Consider the following 13,858-nt stretch of genomic DNA (forward strand, 5'->3'; position numbering starts at 1 on the left):
CCCCATGAATGCCGCCAAACGCCTGGAGATCTTTCGCAGGCTGCATGAAGACAATCCCGAACCCAAGACCGAACTGGCCTACTCCACCCCTTTCGAACTGCTGATCGCCGTGATTCTCTCGGCCCAGTCGACGGATGTCGGCGTCAACAAGGCCACCGCCCGCCTGTTCCCGGTCGCCAATACCCCGCAAGCCATCCACGCCCTGGGCGTCGACGGCCTGAGCGAGTACATCAAGACCATCGGCCTGTACAACAGCAAGGCCAAGAACGTCATCGAAACCTGCCGCCTGCTGGTCGAGCAGCACGCCGGCGAAGTCCCGCAGACCCGCGAGGCCCTCGAAGCCCTGCCCGGCGTCGGCCGCAAGACCGCCAACGTGGTGCTCAACACTGCCTTTCGCCAGCTCACCATGGCCGTCGACACGCATATCTTCCGGGTCAGCAACCGCACAGGTATCGCACCGGGCAAGACCGTGCTGGAGGTGGAGAAGAAGCTGCTCAAGTTCGTCCCCAGGGACTATCTGCTCGATTCCCACCACTGGTTGATCCTGCATGGCCGTTACGTCTGCCAAGCCCGAAAACCGCGCTGTGGCAGTTGCCGGATCGAAGACCTGTGCGAATACAAGCACAAGACCTCCGACGATTGAGGCAATAGCTGAAACCTGCGCGAGGCAATTGAAAAAATCTTTTTTACCCGCTCTGCGATTCCCGATATAAGGACGGCCAATGGCCCTTTGGCTTGGAGTGACGCATGAGCACCGATAAAGAAGAGCTGGTAATCGACGACGATTTCCAGAGTGCGGACGACGATGTGGAGCCGCAGGCCGAACCGGCCAAGACCAACCTGAGCAAACGCCGCACCATCGACAACATGCTCGAGGAACGACGCCTGCAGAAGCAACTGGCCGACTTCGACTACGACTTGTAGAACAGGCACGCAAAAGCCTCCCGAACGGAGGCTTTTTCAATGAGGCTCAGGCGAGCCCATGACGCTGGGCAAGCTCGATCAGGTCCACCAGCGAGCGGGCATTCAGCTTGAGCAGCAGGCGCGTCTTGTAGGTACTGACCGTCTTGTTGCTGAGGAACATGCTGTCGGCGATCTCCTTGTTGCTCTTGCCCCGGGCAAGCTGCTGCAACACCATCATCTCCCGCCCGGAAAGCCGCTCGACCATCTCCATCTCCGTGGCGCCGCTCACGCCCGAGCGTCCCTTGTGCAGCGCCTGGTTGGGGAAGTAGCTGTAGCCGGACAGCACGGCCTTGATCGCGCTGAGCAGTTCGGTCAGCTCCTGCTGCTTGCACACATAACCCGCCGCCCCCGCCTGCATGCAGCGCATCGAGAAGTGCCCCGGCGCCTGAGAGGTCAGCACCAGCACCTTGGTCCCGGGACTTGCCAGGGTCATCCGGGCAATCACTTCAAGCCCATCCAGTTTGGGGATCCCGATATCCAGAATGACAATGTCCGGCAGATACTCCCGCGTCAGTTGCAAGGCATCCACACCATTGTCGCTCTCCGCCACTACCTCGTAGCCATGCCGTTCCATCAGCATGCGTACGGCCAGGCGAATGACCGGGTGATCATCCACGATCAGCACTTTATTCATGCGATTCCCATTGATACGTTATTTTTAGTTCGATAGACCACCACACCCGAGCATAACGATTATTTATGCAGCGGTTTCCCTGGCAAATTCACCGAAAGAAGTGGACTACTGTTAATAGAGATTCTTCCTACAAGCAGCTAATTAACAAAATGTAATAGATGCATGTTCGTCGCCCCCAAAAAGTAACAGTCGGCAGAATTGGATCCAAGTGCCGCCAGGTGACACTTCATGCAGGAAATTTCGACTGTACAGACTGGATAAAAAGCGCTGCCGTAGCCTGTGGCATCACCCGGCAGGGAAATGATCCACGCTTATCGCATTCGGAAAAACGAGCTACTGATGGGCAAAGCATGGCCAGGCACTCATCATGAATCGCGACCCTATCAGTCCGTTGACCCTTATCGCTGTATTTGCCGGTGTGATCGAGGCGTCCGCCCTGGCCTCGCTGCCGTTTCTCAGCGACGACAGCCAGATTGTCTACACTTGGTTTCTGGTGGGGTTTCCGTTCTTCCTTACCGTGCTGTTCTTCCTTACGCTCAACTTCAACAACGGCTCGCTGTTTGCCCCGGACAGACGCGCCACGGGGGCGGACAGGCCGCCTCGCCCACCTGCCGCACGGGACAAAGGGGCGATGATCATCGCCATCTCCGGCGCCGACAGTCGAAAGCTCATCGAAAACCATGTGCAGCGGATGATCGAGCGTCCCCACGGCCAACAGCGGCGCTGGATCCTGTACAACCTCGATACGCGAACCTGCATCCACCTGTCGGTATCGCCGATGCAGGAAGGCGAGGCCCCGCCTCCCCCTGAATCCCGGGCATGAAAAAACCCGGCCGAGGCCGGGTTTTTCGGGCACGCCAAAGGCTTACAGCAGCGAACGGCCCTTGTTGGCCGCGATGCGCATGCGCAGTGCGTTGAGCTTGATGAAGCCTGCGGCATCGGCCTGGTTGTAGGCGCCGCCGTCTTCCTCGAAGGTCGCGATATTGGCATCGAACAGCGAGTCGTCCGACTTGCGGCCAACGACCGTGACATTACCCTTGTACAGCTTCAGGCGCACGACGCCGTTCACGTTGACCTGGGAGGCGTCGATCATCTGCTGCAGCATCAGACGCTCCGGGCTCCACCAGTAGCCGGTGTAGATCAGGCTGGCGTACTTGGGCATCAGCTCATCCTTCAGGTGAGCGACTTCGCGGTCCAGGGTGATCGACTCGATGGCACGGTGAGCCTTGAGCATGATGGTGCCGCCCGGGGTCTCGTAGCAGCCGCGCGACTTCATGCCGACGTAGCGGTTCTCGACGATGTCCAGGCGACCGATGCCGTTGGCGCCGCCGATGCGGTTGAGGTCGGCCAGCACGGTGGCCGGGGTCTTCTCGACGCCGTCGATGGCGACGATGTCACCGTTGCGGTAGGTCAGCTCGAGGTAGGTGGCCTGGTCGGGGGCGTTCTCAGGCGAGACGCTCCATTTCCACATGTCTTCCTCGTGCTCGGTCCAGGTATCTTCCAGGACACCGCCTTCGTAGGAGATGTGCAGCAGGTTGGCGTCCATCGAGTACGGCGATTTCTTCTTGCCGTGGCGCTCGATCGGGATGCCGTGCTTCTCGGCGTAGTCCATCAGCTTCTCGCGGGACAGCAGGTCCCACTCGCGCCATGGAGCGATGACCTTGACGCCTGGCTTGAGCGCATAGGCGCCCAGTTCGAAGCGCACCTGGTCGTTGCCCTTGCCGGTGGCACCGTGGGAAATGGCGTCGGCGCCGGTTTCGTTGGCGATCTCGATCAGGCGCTTGGCGATCAGCGGGCGGGCGATGGAAGTACCCAGCAGGTACTCGCCTTCGTAGACGGTGTTGGCGCGGAACATCGGGAAGACGAAATCACGCACGAACTCTTCGCGCAGGTCGTCGATGTAGATTTCTTTCACGCCCATCGCCTGGGCCTTGGCGCGGGCCGGCTCGACCTCCTCGCCCTGGCCGAGGTCAGCGGTGAAGGTCACCACTTCACAGTTGTAGGTGTCCTGCAGCCACTTGAGAATCACCGAAGTATCAAGGCCGCCGGAATACGCCAATACGACCTTTTTTACGTCCGCCATGCCATCACTCCACGGGGTTGTACGGAAAGCGGATGATTCTACCGGCGTTGCTGAAAAATTTACAATGGGGCGACAGCTTGTGACGACAAAGCGACAGGAATTGTCGAGAGCGCGACCCGCTGTCGCACTCAGGATTTCGCTGGAGCGGACGGCGTGGCAGCGGCTGCAGGCGTCGTTGGCGCAGGCGTGGCGACGGGTGCCGGGGCCGACGGGGGCACCTGCGCTGCCGGTTTCTCCACCGGCTTCTCGACCGGCGTTACACGCTCGAGCTGGATGTTCACCCGACGGTTGCGCGCCCGGTTGGCGGCACTGTTGTTCTTGGCCAACGGATAGCGTTCGCCGTGGAAGCGTACGCTGATCTGCTCTTCCGGCACGCCATGGGCCTTGAGGTAGTCGGCCACCGCCAGGGCCCGTCGGCGGGAGGTGTCGCGGTTGGTCAGGCGATTGCCGCTGTTGTCGGAGTGGCCGTTGAGTTCGATGTGGTTGACCGTCGGATCGGCCTTCAGGTAGTCGAGCAGCACATCCAGACGGGCGCGCGCCGAGCTGTCCAGCTCGATCCCGCCGCCGGGGAAGCCGACCTGGGTCTGGCGGATCTGGTCGTAGTTCATCGGCAGCAGCTTGGCGGCGCACAGCTGGTAGTCGCTGTAGGCCTTGGCGAAGCTGACCGGCATCACATGCACTTCCATCGGCCGACCACCTTCGCCGCGGTAGTTGCGCACCACGGTGCTGCGACCATCGAGCAGGCCGTTGATCAGGCGGCTGGCCTGACCCTGGCTGGAGGTAAACAGCACGCCGGTACGGGCCATGTGCACCGCACCGAGGTTGATATCGCCGCGCCCGGGCTGCCAAGGGGCGGCGGCGGCCAGCAGGGTGGCGGAGCCGGCGCCCAGGACATTGCTGTCCGAACGCAGCTGGAAGGTCGGCTGCTCGCCGGCACGGCGCACGAACTCACCGCTGCCGAAACCGTCGATCGGCTGGATCAGGCGACATTCGAACTGGTCACCCTCGACTTTCCAGGCGACGTTCTCCACGCGGGTCTGGAAGGTCATTGCTCCGGCCGGCAGGCTGGCAACGAGGGTGAACAGGGCTAGGTAACGCTGGCGCACGGGCGGCTCCACAAATTCCGACGACTTACCTGAACGCTATCGGTCGCCCGTCGGAAAACTTGATAGCCGTGCTCGAACAGGGGTTTTCCGGTAGCATTGGCTTCTGAGTTCGACCCGCCTGGAATCTCCAATGTCCGATCGCCTGACCCTCCTGCGCCCCGACGACTGGCACATCCATCTGCGCGATGGTGCCGTCCTGCCCCACACCGTCGGTGACGTGGCGCGCACCTTCGCCCGTGCCATCATCATGCCTAACCTGGTTCCGCCGGTGCGCAACGCCGTCGAGGCCGCCGCCTACCGTGAGCGCATCCTTGCCGCACGCCCCGCCGGCAGCCGCTTCGAGCCACTGATGGTGCTCTATCTCACCGACCGCACCAGCGCCGACGATGTGCGTGCCGCCAAGGCCAGCGGGATCGTGTACGCCGCCAAGCTCTACCCGGCCGGCGCCACCACCAACTCCGATTCGGGCGTGACCAGCATCGACAATATCTTCCCGGCGATCGAGGCCCTGGCCGAAACCGGCATGCCCTTGCTGGTGCACGGTGAAGTCACGCGCAGCGAGATCGACGTGTTCGACCGCGAGAAACGCTTCATCGACGAGCACATGCGCCGCCTGGTCGAACGCTTCCCGACCCTGAAGGTGGTGTTCGAACACATCACCACCAGCGACGCCGCGCAGTTCGTCAGCGAAGCGCCGGCCAACGTCGGTGCGACCATCACCGCCCAGCACCTGCTGTACAACCGCAACCACATGCTGGTTGGCGGTATCCGCCCGCACTTCTACTGCCTGCCGATCCTCAAGCGCAACACCCATCAGGTGGCGCTGCTGGATGCCGCCACCAGCGGCAACCCGAAGTTCTTCCTCGGCACCGACTCGGCGCCCCACGCCAAGCATGCCAAGGAAGCCGCCTGCGGCTGCGCCGGCTGCTACACCGCTTATGCCGCCATCGAGATGTACGCCGAGGCATTCGAACAGCGCAACGCCCTGGACAAGCTCGAAGGCTTCGCCAGCAAGCACGGCCCGGACTTCTACGGCCTGGCGCGCAACACCGACACCATCACCCTGGTGCGTGAGGAGTGGACCGCGCCGGACAGCCTGCCGTTCGGCGACAACACCGTGATCCCCTTGCGCGCCGGTGAGAAGTTGCGCTGGCGCCTGCTGGAGGACAACGCGTGAGCGAAGATCTGTACGAAGACGACCAGGACAGCCAGGTCAGCAGCGGCTCGCGCCACCCGATGGCCGAGCGTTTCCGTGGCTACCTGCCCGTGGTGGTGGATGTCGAGACCGGCGGTTTCAACAGCGCCACCGACGCGCTGCTGGAGATCGCCGCCGTCACCATCGGCATGGACGAGAAGGGCTTCCTGTTCCCCGAGCACACCTACTTCCACCGGGTCGAACCGTTCGAAGGGGCCAATATCGAAGCGGCCGCGCTGGAGTTCACCGGTATCAAGCTGGACCACCCGCTGCGCATGGCGGTGAGCGAGGAAAGCGCGCTGACCGATATCTTCCGCGGCGTGCGCAAGGCGTTGAAGGCCAATGGCTGCAAGCGGGCGATCCTGGTCGGACACAACAGCAGCTTCGACCTGGGCTTCCTCAATGCCGCGGTGGCGCGCAACGACATCAAGCGCAACCCGTTCCATCCGTTCTCCAGCTTCGATACCGCCACCCTCGCCGGCCTCGCCTACGGCCAGACCGTGCTGGCCCGGGCCTGCCAGAGCGCGGACATCGACTTCGACGGGCGTGAGGCGCATTCGGCGCGCTACGACACCGAGAAGACCGCCGAGTTGTTCTGCGGCATCGTCAATCGCTGGAAAGAGATGGGCGGCTGGCGCGATTTCAACGATTAAGCCGACCGTTCCCTGTAGGAGCGGCCTTGCGCCGCGAAAGGGCTGCGCAGCAGCCCCAGGATCTCAGTGCCGAGGCGGATATCGCGGGACCGCTGCGCGGCCCTTTCGCGGCACAAGGCCGCTCCTACAGGGCGCCGAACGCACTAACCGCGGGCATAAAAAAACCGGCCACCAGGGCCGGTTTTTTTATGCGCATGGCAATTACAGCTTGCCAGCGTTCTCGCTCAGGTAAGCAGCAACGCCTTCCGGCGAAGCGTTCATGCCCTTGTCGCCTTTCTTCCAGTTGGCCGGGCAGACTTCGCCGTGCTCTTCGTGGAACTGCAGGGCGTCGACCAGGCGCAGCAGCTCGTCCATGTTACGGCCCAGTGGCAGGTCGTTGACGATCTGCGAACGAACGACACCGTTGGTGTCGATCAGGAAGGCGCCACGGAAGGCCACGCCGCCTTCGGACTCGACGTCGTAGGCCTTGCAGATTTCGTGGGTCATGTCGGCTGCCAGGGTGTACTTGACCTGACCGATACCGCCGTTGTTGACCGGGGTGTTGCGCCAGGCGTTGTGGGTGAAGTGCGAGTCGATCGACACGCCGATCACTTCCACGTTGCGCGCCTGGAAGTCAGGGATGCGGTTGTCCAGGGCGATCAGCTCGGACGGGCAGACGAAGGTGAAGTCCAGCGGGTAGAAGAATACCAGGCCGTACTTGCCCTTGATGGCCGAGGCCAGGTTGAAGCTGTCGACGATCTCGCCGTTGCCCAGCACGGCTGGAACGGTGAAGTCCGGGGCTTGTTTGCCAACGAGTACGCTCATTCGATCTCTCCTGATGAGGGGTGAAAAACCTTGCCCGGGCGGAACACCTTCCCCCGGATCCAGCAAAGGCCGACCATCATACACAGCTTTGCGTGACAGGCCGAATCTCGACCGCCGGTCGCTCTGGCGCGCACCTTACACAAAGTGTTTTGACAAGCATTCTCATTACCATTACTCTCCAACGCATCGACTCAACCCGCGACGGTCAGCCTTTATGTATGTGTGTCTCTGTGTCGGTGTCACCGATGGACAGATCCGCGATGCGATCTACGAAGGATGCTGCAGCTACAAGGAAGTGCGAGCTGCCACCAATGTGGCCAGCCAGTGCGGCAAGTGCGCCTGCCTCGCCAAGCAGGTGGTGCGCGAAACCCTCACCGAGCTGCAACTGAGCCAACAGGCCGCCCTGCCCTACCCCGCTGAATTCAACGCGGCGTAATTACCCCGAATTCGAAGAACCGGACCCAGAGTCCGGTTTTTTTATGCCTGCAATTCAATAAGTTAGCGCCCGAACGCAGTTCACAAACATTCTTATTCCGATTAATTTTCACTTATTATTCAATAACTTAGGTTTGACATAGATAGTTGAGGGGCTCAGACTTGTTTTCATTGGCTCAACATCTACAGGGCAGACCCCATCATGAAAGGCGACGTAAGCGTCATCCAGCATCTCAACAAGATCCTCGGAAACGAGCTGGTCGCAATCAACCAGTACTTCCTGCACGCGCGCATGTATGAAGATTGGGGCCTGAACAGGATCGGCAAGCTCGAGTACAAAGAGTCCATCCAGGCGATGAAGGACGCTGACAAGCTGATCAAGCGCATCCTCTTCCTCGAAGGCATCCCCAACGTCCAGGACCTGGGCAAGCTGATGATCGGCGAGCACACCAAGGAGATGCTCGACTGCGACCTGAAGCTTGAGAAAAAGGCCCATGCCGACCTCAAGGCCGCCATTGCCCACTGCGAAACCGCTGGCGACTTCGGCTCGCGCGACGTGCTCGAAGACATCCTCGAAGACCAGGAAGAGCACATCGATTGGCTGGAAACCCAGCTGGGCCTGATCGACAAGGTCACTCTCGAGAACTACCTGCAGTCGCAGATGGGCGAAGAATAAGTTTTACGTCGGTCAGACAAAGCATCTCCAGCAGGTGATCGCGTAACCCTGTAGGAGCGGCCTTGCCGAGGCGTCGGACCGGCCGGAAAGGGGCGCGTAGCGGCCCCAGATCTACGCATCAAGCTGATATTGCCGGGGCCGCTATGCGGCCCTTTCGCGACACAAGGCCGCTCCTACACAAGCCGCATGCAGTCGACGAATTGTGGCCTTGCAATTACTGACGATTACCCAACAAAAAGCCCCGCTATCGCGGGGCTTTTTGCGTGCAGGCGAGTAGACCTGAATCAGGCCTCGGAAGCCTTGGCCTTGGCGGCCGCGTCCTTGATCAGGGTCTGCAGTTCACCCTTCTCGAACATTTCCAGCATGATGTCGCTGCCGCCGACCAGCTCACCAGCCACCCACAGTTGCGGGAAAGTCGGCCAGTTGGCGTACTTGGGCAGGTTGGCGCGAATTTCCGGGTTCTGCAGGATGTCGACGTAGGCGAACTTCTCGCCGCAACCCATCACGGCCTGCGAAGCCTTGGCCGAGAAGCCACACTGTGGGGCATTCGGCGAACCTTTCATGTAAAGCAGAATGGTGTTGTTGGCAATCTGCTCTTTGATTGTATCGATGATATCCATGAAGCACCTCGGCTGAACTTTCCGACAGGGTCGTCGGCACGGTGACGCATTGTATCGGAAAGCCGAGCAGCGTGCTCGGCCTTGCCGTGCTTCATGCGGCCTCGACCTGTACCGGCACGCCATTGAGGGCGGCATTGCCGGAAACGCCATCGCGCAGGTGTTCGTCAGTCAGGTCATTGGCACTCGCCCCCGGCTGCACAGCGGCCACCTGCAAGCGCGCGCCCTGGCGCCCATGGCCGTAGCCATGGGGCAGGCTGACCACGCCCGGCATCATCTCCTCGCTGGCCTGTACCGCCACCTCGATCACCCCTGTGCGCGAGCGCACCCGCACCATCTGGCCGTCCTGCAACTGGCGCCGGCTCAAGTCGTCCGGGTGCATCAGCAACTGGTGGCGCGGCTTGCCTTTGACCAGGCGGTGGTAGTTGTGCATCCACGAGTTGTTGCTGCGCACATGGCGACGGCCGATGAGCAACAGCTGGTCATCCGTGGGCGCGGACACACTGGCAAGGCGCCGCAGGTCTTCGAGCAGCACCGCCGGTGCCGCCTCGACCTGCCCGCTCGCCGTGCGCAGGCGCGTTGCCAAGTTGGCATATAGCGGCCCGAGGTCGAGACCATGGGGATACGCGTCTAGCGCCTCCAGCGAGAGCTTCCAGGGCGTCCCGTCGCCATAAGGCCCCTTGCGCAGGGCGAAGTCGATCATCTGTGCCGGCGACAAGGTGGCCTTGAGCTCGACCTGCGCGCGCTCGGCAAAGGCCTTGGCCAGGCCCACGAAGATCTCCCAGTCGTGCAGCGCGCCATCGGGCTTGGGTAGGATCGCCCGGTTGAAGCGGGTGACGTTGCGCACCGCCAGCAGGTTGAAGGTGGAATCGTAGTGATCGTTCTCCAGCGCCGAGGTCGACGGCAGGATCAGGTCGGCATGGCGCGTGGTCTCGTTGATGTACAGATCGATGCTGAGCATGAAGTCGAGGCCGGCCAGGGCGTCGTCCAGGCGTCGCCCGTTAGGCGTGGACAGCACCGGGTTGCCTGCCACGGTCACCAGCGCCCGCACCTGCCCTTCGCCTGGTTCGAGGATCTCTTCGGCCAGGGCCGAGACCGGCAGCTCGCCGCCATACTCGGGCAAGCCCGAGACCCGGCTGCGCCATTGATCGAAATGCCCGCCGGAGGTGCTGGCGACCAGGTCGACCGCAGGCGCCGTGCACAGGGCGCCGCCTTCACGATCAAGATTGCCGGTGACCAGGTTGATCAACTGCACCAGCCAGTGGCACAGCGAACCGAAGGCCTGGGTCGATACGCCCATCCGGCCATAGCACACCGCCTTGTCGGCGGCGGCGAAATCCCGCGCCAGCTGGCGGATCGCCTCGGCCGGAATACCGCACAACGCGCTCATGGCAGACGCATCGAACGGCAGGATGGCTTCGCGCACCTGCTCCAGGCCCGCAACCGGCAGATGCGAGCCCCGGGCCAGGTTCTCGCTGAACAGCGTATGCAGCAAGCCACACAGCAGCGCCGCGTCGCCACCGGGGCGAATGAACAGGTGCTGGTCGGCCAGCGCAGCCGTCTCGCTGCGTCGCGGATCCACCACCACCAGTTGCCCGCCCCTGGCCTTGAGTGCCTTGAGGCGCTTTTCCACATCCGGGACGGTCATGATGCTGCCATTGGAGGCCAATGGATTGCCGCCGAGGATGAGCATGAACTGCGTATGGTCGATGTCCGGAATTGGCAGCAGCAGGCCATGGCCGTACATCAGGTGGCTGGTCAGGTGCTGCGGCAACTGGTCCACCGAGGTCGCCGAGAAGCGATTGCGGGTCTTGAGCAAGCCAAGGAAATAGTTGCTATGGGTCATCAGCCCATAGTTGTGCACGCTGGGGTTGCCCTGGTACACGGCGACCGCGTTGCGCCCGTGGGCCTGCTGGATCGCCCACAGCCGCTCGGCGGCCAGGGCGAAGGCTTCGTCCCAACTGATTGGCAGCCACTGGTCACCGATGCGCCGGTGGGGCTGGCGCAGGCGGTCGGGGTCCTCCTGGATGTCCTGCAGGGCGACCGCCTTGGGGCAGACATGGCCGCGGCTGAACGGATCCTGCGGGTCGCCCTTGATCGAGCTGATCCGCGCCGGGCCATCGGCTTCGTGGGTGACTTCGATGTTCAGGCCGCAGATGGCCTCGCACAGGTGACAGGCTCGGTGATGCAGGGTCTTGGTCATGGCCGCCTCTGCCTTGTTATTGTCGAGGTTCGACTATGCGCCTGCCGACCGGGGCTCGCCAGCGAGGTTCGCGGCGTGAATCGGACGACATCAGGCGGGCGATTCGCGACAACGGGTTTGCCAAATACGCTCCGAGCCGTGTACAACCGCTGTAGCAAATAAAAAACAGCTAGCCGGCAAGGGCTTACGACACCCTTTGACACAGTGGCGCTGTTTCCCCTCTTGGTTTTAGGCGACATTTAATTATAGTATTGCGCCTTTCCCTATTCCGTCCGCCCCGTGCGGCTTACGCCGCAGGTCACCCCCGTTGTCAACAAAACCCATACGGTCGACCTGCAGAACGTTGCAGATAAGGTAGTCAATCATGAGCGCAAGGCACTTTCTCTCCCTGATGGATTTCACCGCTGACGAATTGCTCGGTGTGATCCGTCGAGGCATCGAGCTGAAGGACCTGCGCAAACGAGGCGTGCTGTTCGAGCCGCTGAAGAACCGCGTGCTGGGCATGATCTTCGAGAAGTCCTCGACCCGCACCCGGGTGTCCTTCGAAGCCGGCATGATCCAGCTCGGCGGCCAGGCCATCTTCCTGTCGCCGCGCGACACCCAGCTGGGCCGCGGCGAGCCGATCGCCGACAGCGCCATCGTGCTCTCGAGCATGGTCGACGCGGTGATGATCCGCACCCACGCCCACAGCACCCTGACCGAGTTCGCCGCCAACTCGAAGGTGCCGGTCATCAACGGCCTGTCCGACGAGTCGCACCCCTGCCAACTGCTGGCCGACATGCAGACCTTCTTCGAGCACCGTGGCGCGATCCAGGGCAAGACCGTGGCCTGGGTCGGCGACGGCTTCAACATGTGCAACTCCTATATCGAAGCTGCCGTGCAGTTCGATTTCCAACTGCGCATCACTTGCCCTGAAGGCTACGAGCCTGATCAGCGCTTCCTGGCGCTGGGCGGTGACCGTGTACAGATCATCCGTGATCCGAAGGAAGCCGTGCGCGGCGCTCATCTGGTGACCACGGATGTCTGGACTTCCATGGGCCAGGAAGAGGAAACTGCACGGCGCCTGGCGCATTTCGCGCCTTACCAGGTCACCCGCGAACTGCTCGACCTGGCGGCACCCGATGCCCTGTTCATGCATTGCCTGCCCGCCCACCGTGGCGAGGAAATCAGCCAGGACCTGCTCGACGACGCCCGTTCGGTCGCCTGGGACGAAGCTGAAAACCGCTTGCATGCGCAGAAGGCCCTTCTGGAATTCCTTGTAGAACCGGCTTACCACCACGCATGAGTCAACAGCTACTGCTCAACCTGCGCAACCTCGCCTGCGGCTATGGCGAACAGCGCATCGTCCAGAACCTCAACCTGCACCTGAACGCAGGCGACATCGGTTGCCTGCTGGGGTCCTCCGGTTGCGGCAAGACCACCACGCTGCGCGCCATCGCCGGCTTCGAGCCGGTGCACGACGGCGAGATCCAGCTGGCCGGCGAAGTCATTTCCCGCGCCGGGTTCACCCTGGCCCCGGAAAAGCGCCGGATCGGCATGGTGTTCCAGGACTACGCCCTGTTCCCCCACCTCACCGTGGCACAGAACATCGCCTTCGGCATCGGCAAGCACCCGCGCCAGGCGGCGGTGGTCGACGAGATGCTCGAGCTGGTCAAGCTCGGCGGCCTGGGCGGGCGCTACCCGCACGAGCTGTCCGGCGGCCAGCAGCAGCGCGTGGCCCTGGCCCGGGCGCTGGCGCCCGAGCCGCAACTGCTGCTGCTTGACGAGCCGTTCTCCAACCTCGACGTGGAACTGCGTCGGCGCCTGAGCCATGAGGTCCGCGACATTCTCAAGGGCCGTGGCACCAGCGCCATCCTGGTCACCCACGACCAGGAAGAAGCCTTTGCCGTCAGCGACCATGTCGGCGTGTTCAAGGAGGGTCGCCTGGAACAGTGGGACACCCCCTACAACCTCTACCACGAGCCGCAGACCCCGTTTGTCGCAAGCTTCATCGGCCAGGGCTACTTCATTCGCGGCCAGATGAGCAGCCACGAGTCAGTAACCACCGAACTCGGCGAGCTGCGCGGCAACCGTGCCTACACCATGGCTCCTGGCAGTTCGGTGGATGTGCTGCTGCGTCCGGATGACATCATCCATGCCCCCGACAGCCCGTTGCGGGCGCAGGTCATCGGCAAGAGCTTCCTCGGCGCCTCGACCCTGTATCGCCTGCAACTGCCCACCGGCAGCCAGCTCGAGGCGATCTTCCCCAGCCACAACGACCATCAGGTCGGCCAGGACGTTGGTATCGCGGTAGCGGCGGACCACCTGGTGCTGTTCGCGGTACCCGGCAGCGTCGCAGCGCAGCTGGCCAGTCATGAGCAGGGCGTGCGACGCGTGAGCTCCGCGCATTGATGCAGGCGGCCTGACATCACTCTGTAGGAGCGGGCTTGTCCCGCGATTGCGCCAGATCTGGCTACAACTGTGCCGGATCGAACGCATTCGCGGGACAA

General features: G+C 62.5%; 15 protein-coding genes. 9 read left to right on the forward strand and 6 right to left on the reverse strand.

Going from position 1 to position 13,858, the window contains the following annotated elements; all coding sequences use genetic code 11:
- Window positions 1-4 precede the first annotated feature (4 nt).
- Both nth and NMG10_RS17865 read left to right on the forward strand, forming a co-directional pair.
- Window positions 5-643 (forward strand): endonuclease III, encoded by a 639-nt coding sequence (gene nth, locus NMG10_RS17860; protein WP_232855802.1) that lies wholly within the window; start codon window positions 5-7, stop codon window positions 641-643.
- Window positions 644-747: 104 nt separating this feature from the next.
- Window positions 748-924 carry a PA3496 family putative envelope integrity protein gene (locus NMG10_RS17865; protein WP_203647754.1) on the forward strand — a complete coding sequence of 59 codons (177 nt, stop codon included), beginning with the start codon at window positions 748-750 and terminating at the stop codon, window positions 922-924.
- A gap of 46 nt (window positions 925-970) precedes the next feature.
- Here the strand turns inward: NMG10_RS17865 and NMG10_RS17870 are convergent, their stop codons facing one another.
- Window positions 971-1,597, reverse strand: coding sequence for a response regulator transcription factor (locus NMG10_RS17870; RefSeq protein ID WP_028690074.1), 627 nt, complete (start codon window positions 1,595-1,597; stop codon window positions 971-973).
- A 367-nt stretch (window positions 1,598-1,964) separates the two neighbouring features.
- On the opposite strand from NMG10_RS17870, the gene NMG10_RS17875 reads away from it, so the two are divergent.
- On the forward strand, window positions 1,965-2,420 hold the full coding sequence (locus NMG10_RS17875; protein WP_232855801.1) for a hypothetical protein: 456 nt from the start codon (window positions 1,965-1,967) through the stop codon (window positions 2,418-2,420).
- A 42-nt stretch (window positions 2,421-2,462) separates the two neighbouring features.
- On the opposite strand, the gene NMG10_RS17880 is transcribed toward NMG10_RS17875, so the two are convergent.
- Window positions 2,463-3,680: an argininosuccinate synthase gene (locus tag NMG10_RS17880; RefSeq protein WP_110738802.1), complete on the reverse strand. Its 1,218-nt coding sequence runs from the start codon at window positions 3,678-3,680 to the stop codon at window positions 2,463-2,465.
- 128 nt (window positions 3,681-3,808) lie between these two features.
- Window positions 3,809-4,786 carry an OmpA family protein gene (locus tag NMG10_RS17885; RefSeq protein WP_232855800.1) on the reverse strand — a complete coding sequence of 326 codons (978 nt, stop codon included), beginning with the start codon at window positions 4,784-4,786 and terminating at the stop codon, window positions 3,809-3,811.
- Between the two features lie 130 nt (window positions 4,787-4,916).
- On the opposite strand from NMG10_RS17885, the gene pyrC reads away from it, so the two are divergent.
- A complete protein-coding gene (gene pyrC / locus NMG10_RS17890) occupies window positions 4,917-5,963 on the forward strand; it encodes a dihydroorotase (protein ID WP_203647756.1) in 1,047 nt (348 codons plus the stop codon).
- Entirely contained in the window at window positions 5,960-6,634 is a 675-nt protein-coding gene (rnt, locus tag NMG10_RS17895) for a ribonuclease T (protein WP_028690079.1), read from the forward strand. Before pyrC ends, rnt begins: the two co-directional genes overlap by 4 nt.
- Before the next feature lie 201 nt (window positions 6,635-6,835).
- Here the strand turns inward: rnt and NMG10_RS17900 are convergent, their stop codons facing one another.
- Complete coding sequence (locus tag NMG10_RS17900; protein WP_023629028.1) at window positions 6,836-7,438, reverse strand: peroxiredoxin; 603 nt, start codon at window positions 7,436-7,438, stop codon at window positions 6,836-6,838.
- 214 nt (window positions 7,439-7,652) lie between these two features.
- Here NMG10_RS17900 and NMG10_RS17905 point away from each other — a divergent pair, with 214 nt between their 5' ends.
- A complete protein-coding gene (locus tag NMG10_RS17905) occupies window positions 7,653-7,874 on the forward strand; it encodes a bacterioferritin-associated ferredoxin (protein WP_203647757.1) in 222 nt (73 codons plus the stop codon).
- 201 nt (window positions 7,875-8,075) lie between these two features.
- Window positions 8,076-8,549 (forward strand): bacterioferritin, encoded by a 474-nt coding sequence (gene bfr / locus NMG10_RS17910; RefSeq protein ID WP_203647758.1) that lies wholly within the window; start codon window positions 8,076-8,078, stop codon window positions 8,547-8,549.
- Window positions 8,550-8,833: 284 nt separating this feature from the next.
- Here the strand turns inward: bfr and grxD are convergent, their stop codons facing one another.
- Window positions 8,834-9,169: a Grx4 family monothiol glutaredoxin gene (gene grxD / locus NMG10_RS17915; RefSeq protein WP_103449407.1), complete on the reverse strand. Its 336-nt coding sequence runs from the start codon at window positions 9,167-9,169 to the stop codon at window positions 8,834-8,836.
- Between the two features lie 91 nt (window positions 9,170-9,260).
- Window positions 9,261-11,369: a molybdopterin oxidoreductase family protein gene (locus NMG10_RS17920; protein WP_254464840.1), complete on the reverse strand. Its 2,109-nt coding sequence runs from the start codon at window positions 11,367-11,369 to the stop codon at window positions 9,261-9,263.
- A gap of 364 nt (window positions 11,370-11,733) precedes the next feature.
- Here NMG10_RS17920 and argF point away from each other — a divergent pair, with 364 nt between their 5' ends.
- Window positions 11,734-12,654 carry an ornithine carbamoyltransferase gene (gene argF / locus NMG10_RS17925; protein WP_254464841.1) on the forward strand — a complete coding sequence of 307 codons (921 nt, stop codon included), beginning with the start codon at window positions 11,734-11,736 and terminating at the stop codon, window positions 12,652-12,654.
- Window positions 12,651-13,760, forward strand: coding sequence for an ABC transporter ATP-binding protein (locus NMG10_RS17930; protein WP_254464842.1), 1,110 nt, complete (start codon window positions 12,651-12,653; stop codon window positions 13,758-13,760). The genes argF and NMG10_RS17930 overlap by 4 nt, the downstream gene beginning before the upstream one ends.
- Window positions 13,761-13,858 lie beyond the last annotated feature (98 nt).

The sequence above is a fragment of the Pseudomonas sp. DVZ6 genome (assembly GCF_024259445.1).
Taxonomy (GTDB): Bacteria; Pseudomonadota; Gammaproteobacteria; order Pseudomonadales; family Pseudomonadaceae; genus Aquipseudomonas; species Aquipseudomonas peradeniyensis.

What these genes read in the sequence shown, in the direction of transcription:
- pyrC (WP_203647756.1), top strand. Translation starts at nt 4,917, where the DNA reads ATGTCCGATCGCCTGACCCTCCTGCGCCCCGACGACTGGCACATCCAT.
- NMG10_RS17880 (WP_110738802.1), bottom strand. Translation starts at nt 3,680, where the DNA reads ATGGCGGACGTAAAAAAGGTCGTATTGGCGTATTCCGGCGGCCTTGAT.
- grxD (WP_103449407.1), bottom strand. Translation starts at nt 9,169, where the DNA reads ATGGATATCATCGATACAATCAAAGAGCAGATTGCCAACAACACCATT.
- NMG10_RS17865 (WP_203647754.1), top strand. Translation starts at nt 748, where the DNA reads ATGAGCACCGATAAAGAAGAGCTGGTAATCGACGACGATTTCCAGAGT.
- argF (WP_254464841.1), top strand. Translation starts at nt 11,734, where the DNA reads ATGAGCGCAAGGCACTTTCTCTCCCTGATGGATTTCACCGCTGACGAA.
- NMG10_RS17920 (WP_254464840.1), bottom strand. Translation starts at nt 11,369, where the DNA reads ATGACCAAGACCCTGCATCACCGAGCCTGTCACCTGTGCGAGGCCATC.
- NMG10_RS17870 (WP_028690074.1), bottom strand. Translation starts at nt 1,597, where the DNA reads ATGAATAAAGTGCTGATCGTGGATGATCACCCGGTCATTCGCCTGGCC.
- NMG10_RS17900 (WP_023629028.1), bottom strand. Translation starts at nt 7,438, where the DNA reads ATGAGCGTACTCGTTGGCAAACAAGCCCCGGACTTCACCGTTCCAGCC.
- bfr (WP_203647758.1), top strand. Translation starts at nt 8,076, where the DNA reads ATGAAAGGCGACGTAAGCGTCATCCAGCATCTCAACAAGATCCTCGGA.
- NMG10_RS17930 (WP_254464842.1), top strand. Translation starts at nt 12,651, where the DNA reads ATGAGTCAACAGCTACTGCTCAACCTGCGCAACCTCGCCTGCGGCTAT.
- NMG10_RS17875 (WP_232855801.1), top strand. Translation starts at nt 1,965, where the DNA reads ATGAATCGCGACCCTATCAGTCCGTTGACCCTTATCGCTGTATTTGCC.
- nth (WP_232855802.1), top strand. Translation starts at nt 5, where the DNA reads ATGAATGCCGCCAAACGCCTGGAGATCTTTCGCAGGCTGCATGAAGAC.
- NMG10_RS17905 (WP_203647757.1), top strand. Translation starts at nt 7,653, where the DNA reads ATGTATGTGTGTCTCTGTGTCGGTGTCACCGATGGACAGATCCGCGAT.